General features: G+C 73.2%; 17 protein-coding genes. 5 read left to right on the top strand and 12 right to left on the bottom strand.

Annotation, left to right across the window (positions count from 1 at the left end; translation table 11 throughout):
• Positions 1-17: 17 nt before the first annotated feature.
• Together ACIBSW_RS22345 and ACIBSW_RS22340 are read right to left on the bottom strand one after the other, a co-directional pair.
• Positions 18-1,808, bottom strand: a complete 1,791-nt coding sequence (locus ACIBSW_RS22345; protein WP_354720964.1) for a hypothetical protein — start codon at positions 1,806-1,808, stop codon at positions 18-20.
• A gap of 18 nt (positions 1,809-1,826) precedes the next feature.
• On the bottom strand, positions 1,827-2,789 hold the full coding sequence (locus ACIBSW_RS22340) for an Acg family FMN-binding oxidoreductase (RefSeq protein ID WP_354720962.1): 963 nt from the start codon (positions 2,787-2,789) through the stop codon (positions 1,827-1,829).
• Between the two features lie 464 nt (positions 2,790-3,253).
• Between ACIBSW_RS22340 and ACIBSW_RS22335 the strand changes: the two genes are divergently transcribed.
• Positions 3,254-3,805, top strand: coding sequence for a universal stress protein (locus tag ACIBSW_RS22335; protein ID WP_354720960.1), 552 nt, complete (start codon positions 3,254-3,256; stop codon positions 3,803-3,805).
• 111 nt (positions 3,806-3,916) lie between these two features.
• Here the strand turns inward: ACIBSW_RS22335 and ACIBSW_RS22330 are convergent, their stop codons facing one another.
• Positions 3,917-4,264: a GntR family transcriptional regulator gene (locus tag ACIBSW_RS22330; RefSeq protein WP_354720958.1), complete on the bottom strand. Its 348-nt coding sequence runs from the start codon at positions 4,262-4,264 to the stop codon at positions 3,917-3,919.
• Positions 4,265-4,408: 144 nt separating this feature from the next.
• Here ACIBSW_RS22330 and ACIBSW_RS22325 point away from each other — a divergent pair, with 144 nt between their 5' ends.
• The 3 genes from ACIBSW_RS22325 to ACIBSW_RS22315 all read left to right on the top strand — a co-directional run bounded on the left by ACIBSW_RS22325 (position 4,409) and on the right by ACIBSW_RS22315 (position 7,773).
• A complete protein-coding gene (locus tag ACIBSW_RS22325; RefSeq protein ID WP_354720956.1) occupies positions 4,409-4,996 on the top strand; it encodes a hypothetical protein in 588 nt (195 codons plus the stop codon).
• A gap of 69 nt (positions 4,997-5,065) precedes the next feature.
• Entirely contained in the window at positions 5,066-5,434 is a 369-nt protein-coding gene (locus tag ACIBSW_RS22320; protein WP_354720954.1) for a hypothetical protein, read from the top strand.
• Positions 5,434-7,773 carry a DUF4132 domain-containing protein gene (locus ACIBSW_RS22315; protein ID WP_354720952.1) on the top strand — a complete coding sequence of 780 codons (2,340 nt, stop codon included), beginning with the start codon at positions 5,434-5,436 and terminating at the stop codon, positions 7,771-7,773. The genes ACIBSW_RS22320 and ACIBSW_RS22315 overlap by 1 nt, the downstream gene beginning before the upstream one ends.
• A gap of 133 nt (positions 7,774-7,906) precedes the next feature.
• Here ACIBSW_RS22315 and ACIBSW_RS22310 read toward each other — a convergent pair whose 3' ends face one another.
• The 3 genes from ACIBSW_RS22310 to ACIBSW_RS22300 are packed head-to-tail and all read right to left on the bottom strand — an operon-like array spanning position 7,907 to position 13,165.
• Entirely contained in the window at positions 7,907-9,373 is a 1,467-nt protein-coding gene (locus tag ACIBSW_RS22310; protein ID WP_354720950.1) for a hypothetical protein, read from the bottom strand.
• Positions 9,374-9,432: 59 nt separating this feature from the next.
• Entirely contained in the window at positions 9,433-12,390 is a 2,958-nt protein-coding gene (locus ACIBSW_RS22305; protein ID WP_354720948.1) for a BTAD domain-containing putative transcriptional regulator, read from the bottom strand.
• A 52-nt stretch (positions 12,391-12,442) separates the two neighbouring features.
• Positions 12,443-13,165 carry a class I SAM-dependent methyltransferase gene (locus tag ACIBSW_RS22300; protein ID WP_354720946.1) on the bottom strand — a complete coding sequence of 241 codons (723 nt, stop codon included), beginning with the start codon at positions 13,163-13,165 and terminating at the stop codon, positions 12,443-12,445.
• Positions 13,166-13,280: 115 nt separating this feature from the next.
• On the opposite strand from ACIBSW_RS22300, the gene ACIBSW_RS22295 reads away from it, so the two are divergent.
• Positions 13,281-14,492 (top strand): amidohydrolase family protein, encoded by a 1,212-nt coding sequence (locus ACIBSW_RS22295; RefSeq protein WP_354720945.1) that lies wholly within the window; start codon positions 13,281-13,283, stop codon positions 14,490-14,492.
• On the opposite strand, the gene ACIBSW_RS22290 is transcribed toward ACIBSW_RS22295, so the two are convergent.
• The 6 genes from ACIBSW_RS22290 to ACIBSW_RS22265 all read right to left on the bottom strand — a co-directional run bounded on the left by ACIBSW_RS22290 (position 14,416) and on the right by ACIBSW_RS22265 (position 26,180).
• The gene (locus tag ACIBSW_RS22290) at positions 14,416-15,303 is read right to left on the bottom strand and encodes a nicotianamine synthase family protein (RefSeq protein ID WP_404799423.1); all 888 of its coding nucleotides are present in this window, start codon (positions 15,301-15,303) and stop codon (positions 14,416-14,418) included. The genes ACIBSW_RS22295 and ACIBSW_RS22290 overlap by 77 nt on opposite strands.
• A 2-nt stretch (positions 15,304-15,305) precedes the next feature.
• Positions 15,306-15,881 carry a GNAT family N-acetyltransferase gene (locus ACIBSW_RS22285; RefSeq protein ID WP_354720941.1) on the bottom strand — a complete coding sequence of 192 codons (576 nt, stop codon included), beginning with the start codon at positions 15,879-15,881 and terminating at the stop codon, positions 15,306-15,308.
• Between the two features lie 237 nt (positions 15,882-16,118).
• Positions 16,119-17,624 carry a tetratricopeptide repeat protein gene (locus tag ACIBSW_RS22280; protein ID WP_354720940.1) on the bottom strand — a complete coding sequence of 502 codons (1,506 nt, stop codon included), beginning with the start codon at positions 17,622-17,624 and terminating at the stop codon, positions 16,119-16,121.
• A 104-nt stretch (positions 17,625-17,728) separates the two neighbouring features.
• A complete protein-coding gene (locus ACIBSW_RS22275) occupies positions 17,729-19,300 on the bottom strand; it encodes a hypothetical protein (RefSeq protein WP_354720938.1) in 1,572 nt (523 codons plus the stop codon).
• Positions 19,301-19,407: 107 nt separating this feature from the next.
• Complete coding sequence (locus ACIBSW_RS22270; RefSeq protein WP_354720936.1) at positions 19,408-19,821, bottom strand: hypothetical protein; 414 nt, start codon at positions 19,819-19,821, stop codon at positions 19,408-19,410.
• Positions 19,822-19,823: 2 nt separating this feature from the next.
• Positions 19,824-26,180 carry an RHS repeat-associated core domain-containing protein gene (locus ACIBSW_RS22265; protein WP_354720935.1) on the bottom strand — a complete coding sequence of 2,119 codons (6,357 nt, stop codon included), beginning with the start codon at positions 26,178-26,180 and terminating at the stop codon, positions 19,824-19,826.
• Positions 26,181-26,275 lie beyond the last annotated feature (95 nt).

The raw sequence follows: 26,275 nt of genomic DNA, 5'->3' as shown, positions 1-26,275 counted from the left end.
CGGGCGCCCTGGGACGGTCACCGTCGCGAGCGCTCCCGCCCTACCGTGTGCTGTGGGCGCGGCTGTGGGTGTTCCTCTACGGCCTCGGTGCACCGGCGCTCGTCGTCGGGCTGACACTGCAGGCCTTCCGGGTCCGCGACACACTCGACGGCACCGTGCTGACCGTGCGGGGCATCCTGCACACCCGCTCCGCCGATCTGGCGGTGGCGCAGGTGCGTGGCGAGGTCACGGACAACCTCAACGATCGGGGCGTCGCGGACGTGGCTCTCGTCGCGCTGATGCCCGGCACCGATCAGGAGGTGCGACTGAATCTGGGCGGACCCCTCCCCGCTGCCCTGAATCTCGCACAGTGCTTCGACGACCGGTTTCCAGTCGAGTGACGGGTTGGCGGCGGCGTCGGCGGCGAGTTCCGCGTCGTCGAGCAGGGCGGTGACCCGGTCGGCGGGCAGGCGTGGGCAGCGGGCCATCGCCTTGCGGACGCGCACGTGCGGGTCGGTGGTCAGGTGCGCGATCACCGCCGGATCGGCGTCGGGGTCGCGTGCCGCCAGGAGCCGCACGTGCGGATCGGCGTGATCGGCGAGACGCGACAGCCCGGCTCGCGGGAACTGCGGCAGGGTGAGCAGGCCCTTCCGGTCCGGGTCTTCGAGGAAGCAGCTCAGCAGCAGTTCGCCGGGAGCTTCGGGGTGATTCAGGGCCAGGTTCGCCCGTACTCCCGCGTCGGGGTCGGCCGCGAGCGCGGCGACCGTCTCGGCAGGCAGGTCCGGGCGCTGCGCCGCCCGGCGGCGCAGTCGCGGGTTCTCCGAACCGGCCCAGCGCAAGGCCTGCTCTTCAGTCAGGTCCGCGGTTCCGGCGAGGACCGCCCGTTCTTCCTCGGATACGTACGCATGGGTCGCGACGGCCCGGCGAACGGCGTCGTCGGGGTCGGCGGCGAGCAGGGCCACCTGCTCCCGGGTGAGCCCGGTGCGGGTGGCGACCACCGCGCGGACGGCCGGGCTCCGGTCGCCGACCAGGGCCACGACCTGCGCGGCGGTCAGGACTTCACGGCCGGCGATGCAGGCTCGGACCTCGGCGTCGCGGTGCCGCGACAGCGTGTCGACGACGGTCGGCGCGAGTGTCGGGTTGGTGGCGATCGTCGAGACGGCCTCGACGTCGTCGCCGGCGGCTACCTGTTCGGCGAGCGCCCGCGACAGTGGCCGGTGCAGTACCCACCAGAATGCGTGGCAGTGCTGGCCGGGCAGGTCGGCCGGCATCATGATCCGCTCGTGCTCGGCGATCGACGCGGCCGCGGCGGCGGCCACCCGCGGGTCGGGATCAGCCCGCAGGAATCGCAGGTCGTCGCGCCAGGCGTAGGTCGCCGCGAACCGGCGCACCCTCGGGTCAGGGTGCCGGGCGGCGACGACGATCCGGTTCCGGTCCGCGAAGAACAACTCCTCGAACAGTTCGGAGTCCGTGAACAGCGAATCGTCCGGCGGGTCGAGCAGTCCGGTCATCAGCCGGACCAGGGCCTCGCCGGTCAGCGGCGGCTGCTGCTCTCTCCTGGTGAAGACCCGCGCCCGCACTCGCCAGTCGGGATCGTCGAGCAACCGGTCCCGAATCGCCGGGGCCAACCGCGCGTGTCCGGCGACGGCGCCGCGAACTCGACGCATCCGATGGCCGGCCATCTGCTCCTGCAACCCGATGGGCAGCACGGCGCGGACCCCGAGCCCCGCGGCAACCGGCTCCGGCCGGCGGTGCAGCAGGCGCACCAGCACATCGGCCGGAATCACCGGATTCTCCGCCAGCCCGCGTAGGACGAGATCCTGTTGCACGCGGACGAGCGTAGGCGATCAACAAGGCGGCAGCAGGACCTCGGCGACGTCGCGGCGCCGGGTCGGTCGTCCGGGTTGGCCGTAGCCGAACCGCAGGGCGAGCTGCGGTGCGCCCGAGCGGCCGAGCGAGCGGCGCAGCTGGTCGCGGGCGGCCGGCACCTCGATCGGCTGGGAGATCATCGAGGCGGCGAGGCCGGCGTCCGTCGCGGTCAGCAGGACCTTCTGCAGGGCCTGGCCGGCGACGATCTGGTCGGTCGGCAGGTCGCCGGCGACACCGAGGATGCCGATGAGCGGCTCGGGCTCGTAATCACGGCCGGGTGCCCGCCGGCGGTCGGAGAAGGCGCGCTGCGGCAGCAGGTCCTGTGGCTCGGAGGCGGGAGCCCCCGCGGTGACCAGAATGCCGTCCGGGGCCAGGTCGGCGTGCGTCCACGCCGCCATCTCGGACTGGTATCCGGGGTCGCGGCGCAGCACGCGGTCGGCGCTCTGGGCGATCTCGGCGAAGCCGCTGAGCGCGGTCATGCCGACCAGCATCTCGAGCCAGGCGCCCTCGTCCCGCGCCGCCACGATGAGCCGGGCCCGGCTGTCGGCGGGCACCGGGTTCGGCCAGAACGGCGCCCGGTTGCTGTAGCGGCGTGGTATCGCGGCGAACAGGTCGGCCTCGGCGTACGTCGGCGCCCGCGCGGGCCCAGGGGTGAGCCGGGCGATGACGTCCGGGGTGGCCGGGTCGGGGCGCAGCTCGGCCTCGGCCGGGATGCCCGCGGCGGCCAGCGCGAGGCGCGCGTTGAACACCGCCGCGCCGCAGGCGAGCCGCACCGCCCAGCCGGCCCGGTCGGCGACGGCGAGTTGCCGGGTCGGATCCGCGAGCACCTCGATCGCGCCGCCGTGCAGCCGGAACAGCCACGGCTGGGTGTTCAACAGCGAGGGCGCGCGGATACCGGCCTCGGCCGCTTGCCTCAGGTCAGCCTCGGCGTAGGCCCTCATGGTGATGTTCCTTCCCCTCAGGTCGCTGTCGTCACACCAGCACGCCGTGGGTGGCACTCCGTTCGGCCTGCCGTCGCGGGTAGCTACCTGTCGACGATAGTGGCGTCACCTGCCGCCGAGCAGCAGTTCCGCGATCGGCACCGCGACGATCGGACCCGGCGGCCGGATCAGCCTCAAGCACAAGACCCGGCCCTGCGCCCGTGGTGGCGGAGAAGCCCCTGTCCGGGGTCGAAGACAAGTCGCGCCCGCGCCCGGACGCCCCGGGAGAACGTGGCCGCGGTCGCCGCCGGGGTGTCCACTGTCGAGCGGGTCGAGGTGCTCCCGGGCCCTGAGCGGGCCCACCCGCCACCGGGAAGGTGATCCAGGCCATCCTGGCATCTGCCCAGATAAGGGACCAAAGGCCCTACCGGCGGGCCACGGTTGAGGGCGATGCTGGCCGGGACATCCACCCACAGGAGGCCGCCATGAACACCAGCGTCGCCGACCGGCTCGTCCTTGACCCCGCCGCAGCCCAGGGGTACGGACCCGGCGACCTCGCGGCCGCGATCATGCGCGGTCCGGTGCTGGTGAGCGGCACCGCGAAGAGCTCGGCGGGCCCGGTCGTCGCGGCCGTCGACGACGACGACAACCCGGGCGACATCCTGCGGTACGCCGCGGCACAGGCCCGCCGCCTCGGCGTACCGCTCCGGGTGGTCCACGTCTGGGCCGGCCGGCGGAACCGCCATGACACCATCTCCGACGCCGACCGGCTGCTGTCGGCGGTGCTCTACGACCACCTGACACCGGACCAGGCCGCGGCCGCCGAACGGGAGATCCGGCACGACGACGACGTGGTCCGCGCCCTGACCGCGCTGAGCGCCGGCGCCGCCCTGCTCGTCATCGCGGCCCGCCGCAGACCGACGACCGGCTCCGGCCCGCTCGGCAGCACCGCCCGGGCACTCCTCGGGAGTACGGCCTGCCCCGTCGCCGTGCTGCCGCCCAACGCCGAGCCGGCGTTGGGCGCGAACGCCTGGTGATCTCAGGCGGACACGACGAGGGGCCAGTTCGTCGCCCGGCCGGTGTAGATCGAGTACCGGCCCTGGCCGGGTGGCGCGGATGCCGTCACGGTGCACCATCCTCTCGGTGTGTCACGTCAGCCTCTCGATGAGGCGAAGCAGGTCTTGGCGCCCCACGCCGTGCGCGCGGGCGACGGCCACGAGCGCCCTGGCCGCCTCGGTGACCGGGGCCGGCTCCGTGACCGCGGACGCGACCCGTGCGCCGCGGCCCCGGCGGAACTCCAGCACGCCCTCTTCACGCAGTCGCCGGTAGGCGGCCAGCACCGTGTTGCGGTCGACCGACAGCGCCGCCGCCAGCTCGGCCGCCGGCGGCAGCTGCTCACCGACGGCGAGCTCCCCCGATGCCACGCCCCCGCGGACGCACGCCACGATCTGCAGCGCCAGCGCCTCCCGCGAAGAATGATCAACGGTCCATCTCATAGTGCTAGCACTATTAGCACCATTTCCCGGACGGTCAACCTCCCTCCCGTACGCCGGAAGCGTGACGGTTCGCAGCGGGACCGACGGGCCGGCGACGATCATGAGAGCGTTCGGGAAGGCGGACGCTAACAGCGGGGAGATCCGATGGTCACGGTCCCGGCGGGCAGCACGCTCCTACTGCGGTGCCCGGGTGAGGAACCGCTCGCGCTGATCGCGCTGTCCGAGGTCGGCGCGGAGTTCCTGGCCGAGCTGCCGCCGATCCCGGTGCTCGACCCCGACGGACCCGGCACCCGCCGCTTCGGCATCCTCGAGCTGGTCAGCAGCGCCGGCGTCACCTGGGTCGAGGCGGAGCTGCGCGACGGCATCCTCACCCTCACCGGCGAGCCGCCCACCGACGTGGTCCAGCGGCGCGGCGCCGCCCGGCGCCCCGGCGCGTACGCCACGACGGGCACCGTCGAGCTCGACGCCGAGCCGGGCCGCCGGCTGATGGTGGTGTCCGGCCAGGTCGAGGACCTGTCCACCAGCGGGCTGCTGCTGCGTGCGGCGCCCGCCGGCGGCGTACACCTGCCGCCCGGCATCGTGCGGACCCTGCTGCAGATCAGCATGCCGTGGGGCGACATGGTGACGACGGTCAAGACCGTCGACCAGCGGGCCGACCAGCTGCGTGGCACGTACGAATGGATGAGCCCGGCCGACGAGGAGGCCCTGCGCGCATTCTGCGCGGCACACTGAGCGCCCCTCCCCCGCGAGAATGTCGTATCCCTGCGGCATCATCTGGCACACAGCGAGCGGGGAGGATCGATGGCCGAGGTGGTCGTGCGCGACGAGACGATGGCGGGCCGGGCCATCGAGGAGTGGGTGCTGCCGGATCTGCCGGCGCGCATCAGCGCGCGGGAGTTGGTGCGCCTGCGGGTGCGCGAGGAGGTGGCCCGGTTCAACGCCGCCCCCGCGCGGCACGACACGTTCCGCGGGCTGGTGCGGCCCGCCGATCCGGCCCGCCCGCGGCTGGACTGGGAGGCGCAGGCCGACGCCGCGTGCGCCGGGTTCGCGCGCAACGCGTTCGTGATGATCGCCGGTGACCGGCAGGTCGAGGACCTGGACGAGATCATCGACCTGGAACGCGCGCACGCCGTCGCGTTCGTCAGGCTGACGCCGCTGGTCGGCGGCTGATGGGTGATCAGCAGATCGACGCGGCGCAGGCGCTCGCCGATCAGATCATCAGCGGCGGGTCCGGGCTGGTGCTGGTCGACCAGCACGGCAACGTGCGCCGCCGGGCCCTGCGGCTCGTCCACGAGTACGTGGTGAAAGAGGACTCCTCGATTTTCGGCTACTTCGGCCGCATATTGGCGATCGAGGAGGTGCTGAAGACCCCCTGGACCAGGGACGACCTGGAATGGGCGCTGGGCCTGCTGCTGCGTGAGGACCCGCCGCACACCCTCTCGGACGCCCCGTTCTGGGTGCCGGCGTTGATCGCGGTCGCGCTCCCTCCGGCCGAGTTGGACGGTCTCGAGGGTCAGCTGTCGGCCGTGTTCGCCGCGCTGCACGAAAGTCACTTCGCCGCCGCGGACGCGCTGCGCCGGCTGGCGAAGCTCTACGGCACCGTGCTCAGCCGCTTCAACCAGGGCGTACCCGCCGACCTGTCGATCGCGCTGCGCTATGCCAAAGGTGACGCCGTCGGCCTGCGGGAACTGCTCGCCGACACCCAGGTCCAAGAGGTGTTCCGGTTCGCCGCCGAGCTGGCCAAGCCGGCGCCGACGCAGGCCTGGTTGCGGGAGGCCGACGAGCGGTTGGCCGCCGCGCCGCGGGCGCGGGAGGCCGTGGGGCTGCTGCTCGGCGCATATCGCAGCGGAGCCGATCCGCTCTACGACTACGTCGACGCGCTGCTGCGCGGGCTGGTCTGGCTGCAGTCGCGCGAACCCGGCGACGAGGCCACCGCGCTGCTCTGCGACGTCGCGGCCACGGCGGCGACGCCGGTCCGGCGGGGCGGCGCGCAGATCGTCGCGCCCAAGGCCGCGGCCGCCGTGGTCGAGGTGCTCGCCCAGCGTCCCGGCGACGCCGTCGTGCAGACCCTCGCACGGCTGAGCCTGACCGTGCGCAGCAAGTCGCTGCTGGCGCGGATCCGCGCCGACCTGGAGCGGGTCGGCCGGGTGCGCGGCTGGACGCCCGGCGAGGCGCTCGAGCTGTCGGTGGACGACCACGGACTCGACCGCGACGGCCGGCGCGCCTGGAGCATGGGCGAGGGCGAGGAGGCCGTCGTGGCCGTCGACGCCGGCCGGGCGCGGCTGCGGGCGTACCGGAACGGGGTTGCGCTGCGTGCCGTGCCGCCCGGCTGGAAGGACGCGGTGGCGCCGGCCCGCCGCCTGGTCACCGAGATCAACAAGACGCTGGGCGTGGAACGGCTGCGCGTGGAGGCGTTGTTCTCGCAGGACCGAGTGTGGGACTGGGCCACCTGGGCGCGGCGATACCTCGACCATCCGATCACCGGCGGCACCGCCCGGCGCCTGATCTGGCAGGCCTCCCGGGACGGCGCGACCTGGACCTCGGGGCTGCCCGAGCGGACCGACGACGGCTGGACCCTGTCCGGTCTCGACTACCCGCCCGGCGCGGACCTGCGGGTGCGGCTCTGGCACCCGGCGCTCGCCGGCCCGGCCGAGGTGGCCCGGTGGCGCGGCCACGTCCTCGCGGCCGAGCTGCGGCAGCCGGTCAAGCAGGCGTTCCGCGAGGTCTACCGGCTGACGCCGGCGGAGGAGCAGACCGGCACCTACTCCAACCGGTTCGCCGCGCACATCCTGCACTACCGGCAGGCGAACGCGCTGATGCGCGATCGCGGCTGGTCCGCCAACTATCTCGGCGGCTGGAGCGACGGCTACCACGGCGAGGCGAAGAAGGAGTTCGGCGGCGGCGAGTGGCAGGCCGTCTTCTTCCACGACTGGATCGAGACGAGCACGTGGGAGCTGCCGTACTGCGCGACCGACCAGGTCCGCTTCGGCCGGCGGGACGGGCGGAGATGGGCGCTCACCCCGCTCGCCGAGGTGCCGCCGCTGGTGTTCAGCGAGGCCATGCGCGACGTCGACCTGTTCGTCGGCGTCACGTCGATCGCCGCCGACGACGACTGGCAGGACCGCGGCGAGGACCGCTTCCGCGACTACCGCGAGAGGGCCGCGTTCGCCGACCTGACCCCGGGCGGTGAGCTGCGCCGCGACGCCCTCGCACGGCTACTCCCCCGACTGGCCATCGGGCCCCGCTGCGAGCTGCAGGACCGCTTCCTGCGCGTGCGAGGCCGGCTCGGGGCCTACCGCATCCACCTCGGCTCGGCCAACATCCTGATGGAGCCCGACGACTCCTATCTGTGCATCGTCCCCGACCGCGCCAGGTCCAAGAAGGTCACCCTGCCCTTCGACGACGACCGGGTGCTCTCGGTGATCCTGTCCAAGGCCATCATGCTGGTCGCCGACGACAAGATCACCGATCCCACGATCACCGTCCAACTGGGCCGGAGCCGCCTCTGAACAGCCCACCGGCCCCACGTCGTCGGCGGCCCCGACAGACCTGCGGTGCCAGGGCGCACCGGCATCGGGCCGATGGGGCGGCGGTCCCACCCGAGACCTGATGGGACCGCCGCCGCTCTCGGTGTCGGGGCCCCTATTGGGCCGGGCAGGCCCCGATCCGGGCGATCCGGGTCTTCCAGGTGCCGCCCGTGGTGAAGTACTGCTGCACGGTCGCCGCGCAGCCGCCGTTGGAGGCCCGCAGCACGTCGATCGTGGTGGCCGAGTAGCCGCCGAACAGGAAGCCGGTGCTGGTGACCGCGCCGACCAGGTACAGGTTCCCGGAGCCGACCAGGTCGGTGACCGGCTGGCCGCTGCTCAGCCCGTCGGTCATCAGCGACGCCGGGAAGTCGCCGGCCGGCTCGGTGAACACCCAGCTCAGGTAGACCACCGGGCCGGCCGCGCCGCGGCCGACGCCGATCGACGGGTTGACGTCGTCGCTGGTGGTGCTCCGCTTGACCAGGCCCACCCGGGCGAAGCCGGTGACCGTGTCGATCGCGCCGTAGCGGACCGACGGGCGGCCGCCGTTGTCGATCTCGTGCGCGAACCACACGCTGCGGCCGTCGAACCAGGTGCCGCCGACGATCTCGCCGGCCGTCAGCGACAGCCCACCGAGGCCGCCGGGCGGTTGCAGGGCTCCCCGTGTCGGCGGGTTCCAGGGGACGCTGGGCACCGGGACCGCGGTCAGCACCGCGCCGGGTCCGCCGCCGTTGGTGAGCTTGTACAGCCGGTAGCCCTGGCCGCGGATCGAGCCGGCGAACCAGCTGAACGGGCTCGTGACCATCGGGAAGCCGGCGTTGGTCGCCGCGGCCACGTCGCCCGCGACCTCGAACGTGTTGAAGGAGACCGACCCGCCGGCGTAGACGGTCGGCTTGGGCAGGCCGAACAGCCAGTACCGCACCGGGGCGCCGGTGAAGACGGGCTGGGCGCGGAAGGAGATCAGCAGCGCGTTCGGGTCCTGGCCGAGGCTGGGCACGGTCAGCCAGGTGCCCGGCGTGATCGAGCCGGGGAAGAACAGCCGGTACACGCGCCAGGTTCCGCACGCGTCGGCGCTGTCGCTGGCCGCCACCCACATCGCGGGCGCCGCGGTGGAGCTCGCGGGGAAGACGGTGACCAGCATGCTGAAGCGGCGCGCGGCCGCGTCGAACTGGATCTTCGGGTCGAACAGCTGGTCGGTGGTCCGGAAGAAGCGGTTGAGCGTGACCCCGCCTCCGCACAGGACCGCGCCGGTGGTGGCGTGCACCTGGATGAACGTGTTGCTGACCTCGGCGAGCTGGGTGCCGCTGCTGGCCACGCTCGGGCTGGGCCGGCACTGGCCGCCGCAGCTGTTGCCCTGGTTCTGCACGATGCCGTCGAAGCTGTTGGTCACGCGCGGCGCCAGGGCGGGCGAGACCGCCGCCCGGGGCCCGGCCGGCGCGGCGGGCCCGGCCTTGCTGCCGAGCCGTACCTGAGTGGAGTGGGTGACGGGGCCGGCGGGTGCCGCCGGCGCCGCGTGCGCGGTTGTCGCGGCGGAGCTGAGGAGCAACCCCAGGACGGCCGCGGCTACGGTTGTCGTTCTTCGCATGCGCGGCACTGTGCCGCCGGGCGCTGGGCAGACTCTGGGCAGCTGCTGGGCGGCGCAGGTCAGGTGCCGTTCGTGCCGCCGCGGATGACGGCCAGGGTGGCCGTCGCCCGCCCGGCGACCAGGCCCAGCCCGCCCCGCTCGGCCAGGGCCCGGGCCCGCAGCGCGTACCCGGTGGCGTCGCCCGTCCGGCCGGCCCGCCGGTGCGCGTCGGCCAGCCCGATCAGCGCCTCCGCCTCCTCGCACCGGTCCGCGGTGCGGTGCGCCACCCGGTAGGCGGCGTGGTGATCGGCGATCGCCCGGTCCGCGTCGCTGAGCAGCCGGGCGGCGCGGCCCAGCGCGTTCAGGGCCATCGCCTCGCTCTGCGGGTCGCCGACCTCGCGCGCGCCGGCCAGCGCGGCCGCCGCCTGCCGGCGGGCGGCCTCGGGCCGGCCGAGCGCGCACTCCACGGTGGCCAGCACGCTGCGGACGACGGACTCGCCGTCCCGGTCGCCGACCCTGCGGTACAGCTCCAGGGCCTGGTCGAGGTGGTCGCGGGCCTCGTCATGCCGGCCCAGTTCGATGCCGACCTGACCGAGCCCGGTACGGGCCAGCGCCTCGCCGTGCACGATGCCGGCCTCCGCGTTGCTCCTCAGCGCCGCCCGGTAGGCCGCGGCGGCGTCGGGCAGCCGGCCCATCGCGTGGTAGACGGCGGCCAGGTTGCCCAGGTTGTTGGCCTCCCCGGAGCCGCGCCCGATCCGCCGGTCGACGGCCAGCGCCGACCGCAGGTGGCCGGCCGCCTCGGACAGCCGGCCCAGCTTGCGGCAGGCGATGCCGAGATTGCCGAGGTTGGTCGCCTCGGACTCGGCCCAGCCGCACTCGCGGGCCAGCCGCAGCGCCTCGGTGTAGTGGCGCAGCGCGTCGGCGTACGCCCCGGTGCTGCGCCGCGCGGTGCCCAGGCTCTGCTGCGCCGCGGCCTGCCCCGCCGGGTCGCCGTCGGCGGTCGCCGCGGCCAGCGCGGCCTCGGCCATGGTCAGCCAGCCGGTCGTGTGCCGGGACAGGTGGAACGCGCCGCGCAGCGCGTCGGCGAGCACCCAACCGTCGCGGCGCGGGCCGCCGCGGGCCGCCGCCTGCACCGCCTGCACCAGGTTGGCCCGTTCGGTCTCCAGCCAGGCCAGTGCGGCGTCCGCGTCCGGGTGGGCGTGGGTGCCCTCCGGCTCAAGGTGCGGTAGCAGCAGCATGTGCGGGTAGAGCAGCGCCGCCGCCGACCGGGCCAGGCCGACGTACCGGCGGTACAGCCGGGCCAGGGCGGCGTCCCGGTCGGCCGGCGGGTTGTGCTCGGCGGCGTACTGGCGCAGCAGGTCGTGGAAGGCGAACCGGCCGGGTCGCGCCTCCTCGATCAGGTGCGCGCAGGCCAGCCGGTCGAGCAGCCGCGCGGCGACGCCCGGATCGAGGTCGCCGAGCGCGGCGGCGTCGCCGACGGTGACGTCCGCGCCGGGCGCCAGCCCGAGCCGCCGGAACAGCCGCCGCGCCGGCCCGTCGAGGCCCGCGTAGGACAGGTCGAACGCGACCCGCACGGTGGCGTCGTCGGCGGCCAGCTCGTCCAGGCCGAACCGGTCCAGGTAGCCGGCGACCGTCCGCCGCGGATGCAGCGTGAGGTGCGCGGCCGCGATCCGCAGCGCCAGCGGCAGGTACGCGCACCTGCGGGCCAGCTCGGCCGCCGCGCCGGCCTCGGCGCGGGCCCGCGCGCCGAGCACCAGCTCGAGCAGGTTCGCCGCCTCGGGCGCGGTGAGCACGCCCAGCCTCAGGTGCGCGGCGCCGTCCTGCGCGACCAGCCCGCCGAGCCCGTCCCGGCTGGTGATCAGCACGACGCAGGCGGAGCCGCCCGGCAGCAGCGGCCGGACCTGGTCGGCGCTGCGCGCGTTGTCCAGGACGACCAGCAGGCGCCGGTCGGCCAGCAGCGTCCGGTACATCGCGGCGGCGTGCTGGGCGTCCGGCGGCACCTGGTCGGCGGGCACGCCCAGCGCCTGCAGGAACCCGGCGAGGGCCTCGATCGGCCGCAACGGCGCGCTGGTGGCGTACCCCCGGAGGTTGACGTAGAGCTGCCCGTCCGGAAACCGGGACCGGGCCCGGTGCGCCCAATGCACCGCGAGGGCGGTCTTGCCGACGCCGGCGCTGCCGCAGACCATCCCGATCGGCACCGCCGGCCCGGGCCGGCCGAGCAGCTCGTCCAGCCGGTCGAGCTGTTCGGCCCGCCCGCTGAAGGACGACACCGCCGGCGGCAGCTGGGCCGGCCCGCCGGCCGGCCGCGCCGGCGGGTCCGCCTCGCTCAGGATCGCGCGGTGCAGCTCGCGCAGCGTCGGCCCGGGTTCGACCCCGAGCCCGTCCACCAGCAGGCCGCGGACCTTCCGGTACGCGTCGAGCGCGGCCGCCCGCTGGTCCGACCGGTGCAGCGCCGTCATCAGCTGCGCCCACAACCGTTCCCGGTACGGGTGTTCGGCGATCACCGTCCGCAGCTCGGCGACCAGGTCTGCGGCCCGGCCATCGGCCAGGTCGGCGTCGATCCGCTGCTCCAGCACGGTCATCCGGCGCTCGGCCAGGCGTACGCTCTCGGCCCGGCACGCCTCCGGACCCAGGCCGTCGAAGGCCGACCCGCGCCACAGCTCCAGCGCCTCGCGGAACAGCGCGGCCGACCGGCCCGGGCTCTCCGCCGCCGCGGCGGCCGCGGCCAGCTCCTCGAACCGGACGGCGTCCACCGCACCGTCCCCGGGCCGCAGCAGGTACCCCGGGGACCGGGTGATCAGTTCGGCCGTGCCGGTGCGCAGCGCCCGGCGCAGGCCGGCGACGCAGCCCTGGATCAGGCTTCGCGCGGTCGGCGGCGGATCGTGGTTCCACAGCTGGCCGGCCAGGCGGTCGACGGAGACCACCTGGCCGGCGTGCACGAGCAGAACGGCGAGTACGGCGTGCTGCTGCGGACCGCCCAACGGCACCTGACGGTCGCCGTCCCACACCTCGAGCGGACCCAGCACCCGGAAACGCACACCGCAGCCTTACATCGATCGACGTCCGCGCGGCGACCGAGTCCGACATCTATCAAACGGGTATCAATGGCCTACGTGCGAGGACGAGCCAGCATTTGGGAGTGCCGTCCCGGTACCCGCCGAGGGCGGTCAACGGGATCGACTCCACGGTGAATTCGACCGCCGCCAGGTCGCGCTTCACCGCGCCCAGCGAGGTGGTGCGGTAGTACATGACGAAGGGTGGCCGGATCACGGTGTTGCGGACCAGCATGGTCAGGTCGAATCCGAGTTCGGCCCAGTGCGTGATCGACGTCAGGGGCGTGGGTGCCAGGACCGGAAACGCGAACAGTCCACCAGGGCGCAGTGCCCGGTAGACGCCCTCGAAGAGCGCGGGCCGCTCCTTGGGCAGGAAATGTCCGAGCGCTCCGAAGGTCACCGCGAGGTCGAAGGCATCGGTGAAGGGAAGTGCCCGCGCATCGGCCCGTACCAGGATGGCATCGGGGTTCGCGGTGCGCGCCTGGCCAAGCATGCCGACGCTGAAGTCGACGCCGGTGATCTGTTGCCGGCACAGGCGCCCGAGGGCGCTCAGGCCCGCACCCGTACCGCAGCACACGTCGAGTCCCGTGCCGAACGGCCCGGCGTCGGACAACGCGTCGACGGTCGCCGCGAGAATGCTCTCCGGGGTCCGGAAAGGCGTGTAGTCGAACTTCGGCGCCAGACGGTCGTAGCCGCCCTCAACCGAGGACAGCGCCTGGACACACAGTTCTCTCAGAGTTGGACCTTGCGGGGAGAACACCGGCCGAGGGTACCGCCATTAGCCTCATCGCGTTGGTGGCGCTTCCGCTGTTCATGCCTCTCCGGCGGCCGATCGGTGCGGTGTCCGCGCTCGCCCAGGCCGATACGATTCGAGGATGGCGACGTCCTTTGTGGTACGGGCCGCTCACGCGTTCGACGGGCAGCGTTTCGTTCCCGGTGGGGTCCAGGTCCATGTGGAGGGCGATCGCATCACGGCGGTTCTGCCAGGTCACGTGCCGTTGCCGGCCGGCCTGCCGGTAGTGGATCGCCCCGCCTCGACCGTGCTGCCCGGCCTGATCGACACCCACGTCCATCTGGTGGCCGGCGGCGAGCCGGACGCGCTCCCCTTGGATGCCGGACGCTCCGCCGACCAGCGCGAGCAGGTGGTCCGCCGGTCCCTGCTGCAGCAGGTACGCGCCGGCGTCACCGCGGTGCGGGATCTGGGCGACAACCGGTTCGCGGTCGTGGACCGCGGGGTGCGCGACGACGAGCCGGCGGTCGTCGGGTCGGGCCCGCCGATCACCTCGGTCGGCGGGCACTGCGCCGCGCTCGGTGGCGCGGTGAGCGGCGCGGGCGCGCTGCGGGCCGCCGTCGCCGAGCGGCATGAACGCGGTGCGCGGATCGTCAAGATCGTCGTGAGCGGCGGGGCGATGACCGCCGGCTCGGATCTGCTGCTGGACCAGTTCGACGTGGCCGAGGTCCGGGTCGTGGTCGACGAGGCGCACCGTCGGGGGCTTCCGGTGACGGCGCACGCCCACACGGTGTCCGCGGCCCAGACGTGTGTGGCCGCCGGCGTCGATGCCATCGAGCACTGCACGTGCCTGACCGCCACCGGCATCCACACCCCGGACGGTGTGGTCGACGGCTTGGCGGCGGGGCGGATCTGGGTCTGCCCGACGTTCGGCCGGTTGCCGACGCTGCCGCCGTCCCCGCAGGCGATCGAGGTCATGCGGCGGACCGGGATGACGTTGGATGCCCGATTCGCCCAGGTCGGTAGGTTGTATGCCGCCGGGGTGCCGTTGACCGCGGGCTCGGACGCGGGGATCCATCCCGCCAAGCCGCATGGCGTGCTGGCCTATGCGGTTGGCGAGCTGGTGCGGTCGGGGCTGCCGGTCGACGCCGCGGTCACGGCCGCGACCTCCGGCGCCGCGCAGGCGTGCGGAATGGCCGGTACGACGGGACGGCTTCGCCCGGGGATGGTGGCCGACCTGGTCGTCGTGGACGGTGAGCTGGAGCGCGACGTCTCCGCCCTTACCCGGGTCCGCGACGTCGTCCTGCGCGGACGGTCGGTCGTCGGCAACGACGCCGAGCGACCAGCACCGAGTTGATGACCTCCCCGAAGGGGTGTACGACAACCTCGGGTGCCAGCCCGGCGTCGTAGACGTCGCGGACGTCGACCACCGGGTAGAGCAGGGAGCGCAGTCCGTCAGCGGTGCGGATGACGACATACGCGCCGGGCTCGACCGCCGCGCCGACCGCCCGCAACACCGCCCGCTTCTGCATCCTGGTCGATCCGACCAGCGCGGCCACCACGACGACGTCGTGACCGGCCACCGCGCGGGCCATGTCCGCCGCGGACTCCGCGTCCGCCGTGATCACGCTGATCCGCCGCGCGGGAGCGAGCCGGTCGAGCAGCCGGCGGGAGAGATCGACGGCGTCGGCGTCCCGGTCCACGACGGTGACCTCGGCCGCCAGGATGCGGCTGAGCAGCAGTGCGGTCAGTGGCAACGGGCCTCCGCCGATGAAGCACACCCGTCGGGTGGTCTCGGGGCGGTGACCGGCCGCCGCCAGGGCGTGCAACTCGAGCCGGGCGAGCTGCTCGTAATTGCCGAAGTACGGGAACGCGGCCGTCTCGGCGCCGGGGTCGGCGGCGGCCAGAGCTTTGCGGGCCCATACGTTTTCGAGCAGGGACTCCCCCTCGGCGCACAACCGCACCAGTTCCGCGCGTACCCGGTGGATCCGCGGATCCGCCAGGACGGCCGCGGCCTCCATCGATTCGGCGTGAGCGCACGCGCTCACCAGATCGCCGAACAGCGCGTCGACCACCGGTGAGGGGGCGAGGTCGACCTGGGCGCGCAGCCGCTCGTACAGGCCGAGGATGTGGTGACACAACGAATCCCGGTCGGGCGTGACGGTCACGTTCAGCATCCGGACGCCCGGGGCAGCGCGGGAACGTCGATCTCGAAGTGCACCGTGTTGAACGGATCGGGCCGGCCGTCGTGGACCTCGCGGGCCGGCAGCGAGCGCCAGAACGCCTCCGCCCCGGGCACACCGGCGTCGGTGTGCAGATAGACCCGGCGATATCCGCCGGGACCGACGCTCCAGGCGACCGCCCGCTCGGCGAGGGCCCGGCCGACGCCGCGACGGCGCGCGCCGGGGGCGACCCAGACCCGGACGAGCTGGCAGACGTCCGGCTGGTTGTACTCGCGGGCGAGCCACTGCGGGCTCGGTGGACTCGCCAAGGCGCACGGCTTGACCGCGGCGGTGCCGAGAACCTCGGCGGCGTCCCAGGCGATGAACAGGGCACACCCCGGGCGGGTGAGGTAGGCCGCTTCGAGGTCGTCGAGGTCGTGGTGCCACTGCGGGCGATAGCCGCCGAGGTCGCGGTGCAGCACTTCCCGCATGACCCGCTCGGCTTTCGCCAGATCCGCCGGCGTGGCTACGGTGACGACCGGTTCCACGGTAGCGACCCGGCCCTCTCCTCGAGTGCTCGACATGCTTCAGACCCCTTCCATGGATACCATGCGACGGCTTGCGATCCCCGTCGCGTGCGCTCACGCTCCGCCGCTAATAGCAACGGTTTCCATTTGCTTTAGGAGTCGGCCGCCGCGTACGAAGTCGCCCGCAGGTGTCGAATTCCCGCCCCTCGCGTTCCGACCAGTACGGAACGGTAATCGTTTTCATTAAATATCGTCTAATAGTGAACCGACGATGAATCCGGCAACGGCCGGGCGCTACACCGGCGGGTCCTCCGTCAGCGCCACCGACTGGGCGGCCAGGGCGTGGATGCGGCGCCAGCGGTTCTTGTTGCGCCCCGGCACCAGCTCGAGCCGGTCGGAGAGGTCCATCAACGCCTCCGCCAGCAGGCCGCGGTGCGCCCGGCCGTCGAGAGCGAACGCCTCGCGCGCGACGGTCACGGCCTCCTCCCCCAGGGCCAGCCCTTCGTCGAGCCGCCCGGCGTCGGTCAGCCATGCCGCCATCAGGAGCAGGCTTTCGCCGAGGTCGCCGAGCCCGGCGGCGGGCTGGCGCTCGGCGAACTCGCGGCGCAGCGCGACCACCTCCAGCCCCGCCGCGATGCCCTGCTCGGCACGGTCGGCCTCGAAGAGCCGTCCGGCCAGGTTCTGCAATGAGTGGGCGAGCGCGCTCAGGTGCGCGGGCCGGTCCGCGGCGGCCAGTTCGCGGCGCAGCTCGACGGCCTCCTCGCTGGCGGCCAGCCGCTCACCGGGATCGTCGAGCACGAGGGCGTAGTTGCTCACCGCCTGCGCGAGCCAGGGCAGCTCGCCCGCCCGGTTGTCCGCTGCCAGATCCCGGTAGAGCCGCACGGACTCGGCCAGCGCCGCCCGGGCCTCGGCGCGGCGCCCGACCTGCTCGAGCCGGTTGCCGTAGATGTTCAGCGCGCTCGCCAGCCGGGAGGCCTCGCCGGCGTAGTTGCCGACGACCAGCTCCCGGTGCAGGGTGACGGCCTCCCCGGCCACGGTGACGGCCTCGTCGTGGCGGCCGACCTTGGCCAGCATCACCGCGTAGCCGGTCAGGGCGAGGGGCAGGTCCACCGGCATCGCGACGCCGGGCCCGGTCACCAGCCGGCGTCGCAGCTCGACACTCTCCGCGGCCACGACGACGGCCTCGTCGTAGCGCGCCGCGTCGCGCAGCCGGTTGGCCCGGTTGCCGAGCGCCCGCGCCAGGTCCCGGGAGTGCTCGAACGGCTCCGCGGCGGCGACCTTGCGCCACACGGCGACGTCCTCCGCGCTGGTCACCAGGGCATCGTCGAGCTGCCCGCATTCGCCCTGGGCGAGCATGTGGTGGGTGAGCACCCGGCCGCGCACGACGGTGGGCTCCGGCCCGACCAGGCCCAGCGCCTCGGTGGTGAGCTCGAGCGCCTCGCGGCTCGCCCCGACCTTGAGCAGCAGCTCCGCCTGGTTACTCAGGGTGGGGGCGTCGCGGGACAGCTCCAGTGCCTCCTGGCCGGCCGGCACCGCCTCCCGCAACCGCCCCAGCTGGCGCAGGATGATCGACCGGTTGCGCAGCGCCGTCACGAGGAACGGCAGGGTCCGCTCCCGGTCGGTCGTCATGAGCTCACGGAACATGGCGAGGGCCTGCTCCCCGGCGGCCAGCGCCTCCCGGGGCCGGCCGGCAAAGGACAGCCGCGTCGCCTCGTCCAGCTGGGCGGCCGCGCGCCGCAGCAGGTCCCCGTCGGAGGCGAACAGCCGCCGCCACGCGGCGGGGCCCAGCGGCGGTGGCATGCCGGCCAATCTAGCCGTCGGCCGGCCTCCGCGTGGTACCCCGCGAGCGGGGCCGCCGCGTATCGCGCCGGCCCCGCCCGTGTCCTGCCAGGACGGTTGTTCCGTCAGCCAGCCGCCAACGTGCTTCCGAACTTCTCGACCTGTTCGGCCTCGCCGCCCAGTGCGGGCTGATCCCAGAGCTGGTTGCCGCCCGCGCTCAACCCCGCGGCGCTGCCGTAGATCACGTTGACCGCGCCCGCCTGGAGGGTGTCGCCGATGTCTTCGCCCGGTGCCCCGGCGGCCAGGTCGGCGCGGCCGTCGCCGTTGAAGTCACCGGCGGCCACCGCGAGGCCGAGAACGTCGCCCTCCTCCACTGCCCCGGCCAGCGAACTCTGGTCCCAGAGCCGGTTGCCGGCCGCACCCAGCCCGCTGCCGCTGCCGTAGATCACGTTGACCGCGCCCGCCTGGAAGGTGCCACCGACGTCCTCGCCCGGCGCCCCGACGGCCAGGTCGGCGCGCCCGTCGCCGTTGAAGTCACCGGCGGTCACCGCCGCACCGAAACGGTCCGTGCCCTCCACCGCGCCGACCAGCGAACTCTGGTCCCAGAGCTGGTTGCCGGCGGTACCCAGTCCGCTGCCGCTGCCGTAGATCACGTTGACCGCGCCCGCCTCGTTCGCGCTGCCGACGGCCTCGCCGGGCACGCCGACGGCCACGTCGGCGCGCCCGTCGCGGTTGAAGTCACCGGCGGTCACCGCGGCACCGAACCGGTCGCCCTCCTCGGTCGCGCCGATCACTTGACGCTGATCCCAGAGCTGGTTGCCGCCGGCGGTGAGCCCGGCCGAGCCGCCGTAGATCACGTTGAGTGTCCCCGCGTCGCGGGTGGTGCCGATGTCGTCGAAGGGCACCCCGACGGCCAGGTCGGCGCGGCCGTCGCCGTCGAGGTCGCCGGCGGCCAAGGCGGAACCGAAGTGGTCATAGCTCTCCACCACGCCGGTCAGCGCGTCCTGGTTCCAGATCTGGTTTCCGGTGGCGCTCAGTCCGTTCACGCTGCCGTAGACGACGTTGACCGCACCCGCGCCGTACGTCTCGCCGACCCGCTCGCCGGGCACGCCGACGGCCAGGTCGACGCGGCCGTCGCCGTTGAAGTCCCCGGCGGCGAGCGTGCTGCCGAACTCGTCGTCGACCTCCTCCACGTCGGCCAGCGAGCTCTGGTCCCAGATCTGGTCGCCGGTGAGGCTCAGGCCGGCGGCGCTGCCGTAGACGACATTGATAGCGCCCGCGTCGGACCTGCCGTTGACCGTCTCGCCGGGCACCCCGATGGCCAGGTCGGCGCGGCCGTCGCCGTTGAAGTCACCGGCGGCCACCGCGCTGCCGAAGCTGTCGCCGGCCCCCGCCGAGCCGGCCAGGACATCCTGGTCCAGGAGCTGACTGCCGCCGCCGCTCAGTCCCGCCGCGCTGCCGTAGACGACGTTCACCGCGCCGGCCGCGGGCAGGAACGTGCCGATGCGCTCGTACGGCACGCCGACGGCCAGGTCGGTGTAGCCGTCGCCGTTGAAGTCGGCACGGACGCCGGCGCCGCCCGGCGCCGCCGTGGCTGCCGCCGGCACCGCCGTCAACGCCGCGATCACGGCCAGGGCCACTCCGGCCGAACGCCCTCGTGGTGTGCCCCGCCAGCGGGCCTTGAGCTTTCCGGTCATTGCTTCCTCCATCTGCCTGGAGAAGGAAGTCTGCCGATGCGAACGGTGCGCAGCATCTGGCGAATGCCCTACTGGTCACGCGACGCCCAGCCCTGACCGCGAGGCACTCAGCTCAAGGCACTCAACCGATAGCCGTCGACAAGCAGTCGAACCACCTTGTTGAGCTGTGCCCGGTCGGTCAGTTCTCGAAGTGCGAGAAACGTGTCTCGCCGGACATCCAGCATCGAGACCGTCGGCTCCAAGTCCCGATCAACGAACCAGACATGACATCGCCACGTCTCAGGAAGAGTGACCGGACCGCCGTTCCTGATCGTGGGAATCAAGATCGCCTTGGTGTCCGCGGCCACCTGCGAGGCCAGAGCCACTTCGGAGCTCCAGGTCGCCGACGATCCGTCCACCTTGGCCTCGAAATGCATCCTGACCAGCTCGGCCACGCCGGCCACCCGGACGCTGAAAGACGGGTCGTCTGCCGCCATCTTCGACTCTTGACGAATTTCCGATGAATTCACGTCCGGATCCATTCTCAGTACCAGAACCCGTCGCTCGGCAGCTCGCGCTGATACTGATCGATGCGAACACGCGTCCACGGAGTAATGGCACTGTCGGGGTCATTCATGCGCCGCTGAAGCTCTTCGATTCTGTGGTGACCATTCATAATGGTGCCATCCTTGGTCACCAATACGGCGCCGCCATCAGCCGGATTGTTGAAAGACCTCAGGAGTTCGTCGTCGCTGAGCTTGCGGAGCTCGGCGGCCTGGCCCGGATTGGTGCCATGGATCGGCCTGAGGTTGCCCAGCTCGCCGGCCTCGAGGCTGCCGTTTCCGGTATTCGGGGTGCCGCTGGACTTCTCACCCGAGCCGTCCGATCCGGCTGGGCCCCCGCCGGTGTCCCGTTTGCCCGCGTTCAGCGTGGACTGGAGCATGAGGTTGAAGCCCATGCCGACGTTCGTCACGCCGACGACCGTCATGTACTCGCCCGCGGCGACCAGGCCGACGGCCGGCACGACGCCGCCGCCGGTCAGGACCAGCCCGCCCGCGGCGGTCGGTGGGCCCCCGGCCGCCATCAATCCGCCGCTGAGCATCTGGCCGACGCCGCGACCGAACTGGAAGTTCTGCGTCGGCTTGCCGAGGCCCCAGGCGAGGTCGAGCACCAGGTGGTTGATCGCCCCGCTGGGCAGCACGCCCTCCGCGAGGCCCCACCCGAAACCACTGATCGTGTCCTGCAGCCCCTGCCAGAAGTCCCGGGCCCACTCCTCGTACAGCACGGCAGGGCCGCCGTCGCCGTCGTCCGGTGCGAAGCCGGTGGGATCCGACCAGGTCAGCGGGTTGTTGCCGGCGTAGGAGTACGGTTCCAGCAGGTCAGCCGCGGGAAGCCCCGGCTTCATGGCCGACTGCGAGCCGGCCCGGATGCGGTCGACCAGGCCGCCCTGCGGCGACCCGACCCCGACCAGCGCGGTCAGCGCGGGATCGGCGGAGATGAACCGGCCGAGCTTCGGATCGTAGAAGCGGCCACCGAGGTCGATCAGGCCGGTGCCGGCGTCCTGGCGCCGGCCACCGTAACCGCGCTCGCCGGTCGCCTCCGCCGCGGCCAGCTCCACCGGGGCGCCGAACATGCCGAAGTTCTGCCGGTACGCGGACCCACCCGCCGCGTCGCTGCCGTCCAGCAGGGAACCGCTGTTGTCCGCGTGCCCGTAGTACACGCGCTCGGCCGCGGCCGGGCCGGTCGCCGGCTCGGCCCGCACCACCTGAGCCACGACGCGGCCGCCGACGCTGACGCTGTAGCGGTGCTCGACGCTTCCGGACGCCCGGTCCCGGCGGCGCTCGTAACCGGGCAGATATTCGGTGACCGCCTCGGGCGTGCGGCGGACCACCCGCCGCTCGTCGGCGTCGTAGTCGAACTCGGTGACCGCCCGGTCCGCGCCGGTCTCGATCCGCGACGGCAGGTTGGCCGGCGTGTACGCGATCCGCTGTACCCCGCCGGCCACGTCCGGCCCCGTGCGCAGGGTCTGGTTGCCCGCGGCGTCGTGCTCGTAGCTGTTGGCGCCGGCCGTGCGCACCACGTGCGGCCGCGCGTACCGGTAATCCCCGATGCCGCGCTGCGCGGTGATGCTGCCGTCGTCGCCGAAGCCGAACTCCTCGACGACCTTGTCGTCGGCCTTGGCCTGCCAGGCCCGGTTCAGCCCGTCCGGCACGTAGGAACGGCTGCGTTCGCCGCGGACCCGGTCGTCGACGCCCAGGAGGTTGCCGGCGTCGTCATAGCGGTACGTGAGACCCTGCAGCCGGGTCTTGTCGCGCTTGACCTCGATGCCTTCGCGGTGACCGCTGACCGGCTCGAAGTCGGATCTGACGCGGACCCCGTTGCCGAACCGCTCGTCGGTGATCCGGTCGCCGCGGTCGGTTCCCACGTAGGTCCAGTAGGGCTGCTTCGTCGCGTGGTCGCGTACCTCGGTCGGGTTGCCGGCGGTGTCGTAGCCGTACTCCACCTCGAAGCCGCGGCCCGCCGACGCCGGATAGCGCACCCGGGACAGCCGTCCCGCGTCATCCTGATCGAATTCGGTGCGGTAGGTGTTGCCGCCGATGACGCGTTCCTCGGCGTCGGGCAGGCCCCGGTTCGCCGCGGTGCAGATCGCCGGGTCGGCCGGGCCGCAGGGCCGCGGCGCCGTGACGGGCTCGTAGAAGTAGCGGGTGAGCTCGCCCTGCGGCCCGGCCGCCTCGGTGAGCTTGCCGATCGCGTTGGGTCCGGGCCCGTCGTAGTGCCAGCTCGCGGCGCCGCGGGCGTCGAGCCTCGACACCGTGCGGCCGAGCTTGTCGTAGCCGTAGGTGGTGCTGCGCTGTTCCGGGTCGGTGTGCGTCAGCACCTCGTCGAAGGTGGTGTAGGTGTAGCTGTGCCTGCCGGTGGCCGGCGACTCGACAGTGTCGACGCGGCCGTACTGATCGGGCGAGAAGCGGGTGACCGCGCCACCCGGGTCGATGATCGATTCGAGGGCGCCGAAGCCGCCGTACTCGAGCTGGGTCACCGCGTCCCCGTCGACGCGGGCCACCGGGGCGCCGGTGTCGTCACGCACCTCCACCTGCCGGCGGCTGAGCGGATCGATGACCGCGACGGCGGTCGCGGCGGCGGTCCGGACATTCGGCCGCCATTTCGGCGCGGACGGCAACTCGTCGGGCGACGCGTAGCGGAACTTGGTCACGGTGGAGTCCGAACGCGAGTGCGCCGTGACCCGGCCCAACGCGTCGTAGACCTGCCAGCTGCTGCCCTCCGGCTTGTCGGCCGGCCCGTGCGGCAGGGACACCTCGAGCGGACGGTCGGCCCAGTCGTAGCTGGTCTCGGTGAGCATCCTGGCGCCGGCATAGCCGTCGCGGCCGACGACCACGGCGCGCCCGAGCGAGTCGGCGTCGGAGGTGGTGGTCGCGCCGCCCGGCGCGACGACGGTGGTGCGGGTCCGGGCCCGCGGGTCGCCCTGGTCGTCGTTGTCGACGCGCGTGTAGCGGGTGACGGTGTCACCGAGCGGCCCCCGGTCGCGGACCACCCGGCCGAACCCGTCGTAGGCGTACCGCCGCACCACGCCGTTGGGGTCCACCGCCACCAGCGGCTGTCCGGTCACCGGGTCGCCGCGCACGGTGCTGACGTGGCCCGCGGCGTTGACGGTACGGATCGGCAGCAGGCCGCGGTCGTCGTAGCGGGTCTCGTCGCGGCGCTGCTTCTCGGCCGGCGCGCCGCGTTCGCCGACGGCGGTCAGTGTCACGTTGCCGAACTCGTCGTGGTCGGTGTCGGTGACCAGCCGGCGTGCCGGATCGTCGGGTTCCCTGGTCGTCACGTCGCTCAGCCCGCGGTCGTCCCAGGTGCTGAGGGTGACCCGCTGCGAGGCGGCACCCGCGCGCCGGTGCCGCACCGTGTGCAGGCGCGGCCGGTCCAGCAGCCACCGCGCGCGCAGCGCGGCGCTCGCGTCGTACTCGACGGTGGTCTCGATCTGCTCGACCGGCTCGCCCCGGCCGTTCTGGTGTTTGACGACGGTGCTGGTGGGGTTGCCGTCGGCGTTGACCGCCACGGTGGTGCTGACGCCGCTGACCCGGCGGCTCGACCCGCCGTCCACGGGAGCCATGGTGGTCGTCTGTTCGGTCGACGGAACCGTCACGAACGGCCGGCCGGCCGCCGAGATCCTCACCTCGGGACGGCTGACGTCGGTGACCGTCTGGCGTTCGGACCGCGGATCGGTCAGGCCCTGCCGCACCGGCGCCGACTCCGTGGTCTGCTCCAGGACCTGTTCGTGGAACGGGTACCACTGCCGGATGGTGGTGTTCGGCTCGGTGTCGTGGAAGACGTCGTTGCCGTACCGGCGGGTGATCGTGTCGCCGCGCTCGACGTCGGTGGCGCCGAAGCTCTGCTCGACCCGGCGGCCCACGCCGAGGGATCCGCGGCCGTACCAGCCGACCCGGGCGTCCTCATAGCGGAACGTGGTGCGGCGGACCCGGCGCCAGACGGTGTCGTCCACGCCCACCGGGCCGTCGCGCTCGGCGACCTGCACGGTGACGGCGCCGACCAGCGGGCCGACCCGGGCGCGGCACCAGCTCTGCCGGGTCTTGCAGTCGGCGGTGCGCCGGTAGACCCGTTCGCCGTCCACCGCGGCGGAGTAGTCGAAGATCACGCTGCGGCCGACACCGTCGAGCACGGAGGTGAGCAGGTTGCCGCGGGCGTTGTCGCCGTAGCGGACCACCATGCGCAGCCCTTCGCCGGGACCGTCGCGCAGCCCCGGCTCGTCGACGGCGGTGATCAGGTCCGGGCTGTCGTCGCCGTCGACGTCGGCGGTCAGCGGCGACACGCGGTAGGCCAGGCTCCACTGCGCGGCCTCGGCCGGTTCGAATCCCGCCCCCCGCGCGGAATACAGCACCCAGCGCAGCCGGTTCGGCTGGTCGGCCCGGCCGTACGGCAGCAGCAGGTCGTCGCGGCCGTCACGGTCGAGGTCGCGCGTGACGGCCCGGCGGAACGAATAGGCGCTCAGCTCGTGCCAGGCCCAGTCCGGCCGCTTCCCGAGGACCCTGGTGGCCGGCCCGAAACCACGCCCGGTGTTGAGCCGCAGCGTGACCAATCCGTCGTCGAACCGCAGAGCGTCCTGCAACCTGTCCCCGTTGGCGTCCAGGAACCGCAGCTGATGCTGCCCGGCCAGGGGAACGTCGTGGTTGACGGCGACCGGGAGATCTCCGTTGCCGGTGTGCTCCTGCGGCCCGTCGAACACCAGGCCGGTGTCCTTCCACACCGCGGCGTTCGGGCCGATCGTCAACGACTTCCACGACTCCTGGAAGTCGGCGGCCTTCCGGTCGCCCTTGCGGATCGACACCAGCAGGTTGGTGACCCCGTCACCGTCGACGTCCACGAAAGCGGGCTGCCGGTCACACGCGGCCCAGCTCGGGGGATAGCCGTTCTCGCCGAGGGGGAAGAGGATCGGAAGGGTACGCGCCGGCTCGAACCCCTTGCCCGGGCCGCGCCCGAACCGGATGAACGGGGTCCTTGTCTTGTCCCCGCCGCAGACGACGAGGTCGGTGAGGCTGTCGCCGTTGAGGTCGGCGGGCCAGACCCAGAGCGGGTACTTGGTGGTACCGGCCGCGTCGACCTCGACGCCTTGGAAACCCTTGTCCGTCGCGACGAACACCTGGATGTAGTCGGTGCCTCCGCCGCAGGTGTTCAGCAGATCGTCACGACCGTCGCCGTCGTAGTCGAACACGGCGGCCTGTGACAGGCAGGTGAGTTTGGGGGGCCGCCCGTCCGTGGGGTGGGCGTTCGCCACGGCGACGGTCGAGACGGTGAAGGGTGCGTCGCGGCGGCCGGTCGCCAGTGCCAGCGTCCAGCGCGGGTTCGCCCAGCATTTCGTGTCGAGAGTCGCCGGGCAGAACGTGTAGTCGCGCTCGTTGACGGGGTTGAGCACATCGTCACGCCCGTCGCCGTTGGCGTCGAGCACGATCGGATTGTCGTAGCGGGGATTGTCCCAGTTGAACCACCACGGCACCGCCGGACCCTTTACGGCCTCGCCGGCGAAGACCCCGGCGTCGCGGTACCGGAACGACGTGCCGGGCTTGCACACCTCGGCGGCGGCGTCCTCGGTGCACTCACGCACCTTGTCGATCCGGCTCGTACCGGCGCCCTTGGCGTAGTCGATCCGCAGGCGGCGGGTCGGTCTGCCGTCGACCGCCGTGTCGATCGACGTCATCCGCTGCGTACGCCGGCTCAGCTGCCCCGGCGTCGAGAAGCTGGTCAGCGTGTCCGGGCGCGGCTCGAAGCCGAAGCGGACCCACCGGTCATGCCGGGTCTCGCCCGACGGCCCCCGGTGGCCGCCGTAACTCAGCTGGTAGGGCACCGGGTCGTCGCACGGCTTTCCCGGCTCGGGGCACTCCTGGCGGTACTCGACGTCGATGTGGTTGCCGCTCTGGTCGCGGATCTCCTGTAGCAGCCAGCGGTGCCGTCGGCCGCCCGCCGTCAGCAGCGCGTTGTCAGTGAACCCGTACCGCATGATGCGGCCGTCCTTGCCCCACACCTCGAAACCCTGCGGGCCCGCGGCGCCGGCCGTCCCGTGCGCCACCACGCGGTGGAAGCTGTCGACCTCGGTACGGAACTCGTCGCCCTGCGTACGGACCAGTGGCCGCCCCGACAGGCACAAGCCGTCCGGCCGCCCGAACTCGTCGCCGACCGGCTGCGGAAATCCGCCGGCCAGGGCGTGGCCCTGCGGGCAGCGCCGCACCTCGGAGAGGCCGGTGAGGCTCCACCCGATGCCGAGCAGGCCGTCGCCGGCTCCCGGCTCGGAGTGCAGGCCGATGCCCGGGCGCAGCCCCGCCACCCCGGGCGGCGCGTCGACGGCGATGTCGAAGACCGCCCGGCCGTCGTCCGTCACCGAATGCGACCCGGCGACGGTACCGACGGCGGCGCTCGCCTCACGCGGTAACGAGGCCACCTGGTCGGCGGTGACCCCGTCGGCAGCGGTCGCCG

The sequence above is a fragment of the Actinoplanes sp. NPDC049668 genome (genome assembly GCF_044465445.1).
Taxonomy (GTDB): Bacteria; Actinomycetota; Actinomycetes; order Mycobacteriales; family Micromonosporaceae; genus Actinoplanes.
Note: the sequence above shows the minus strand (reverse complement) of the source record. Positions and strands in the feature narration are given on the sequence as shown.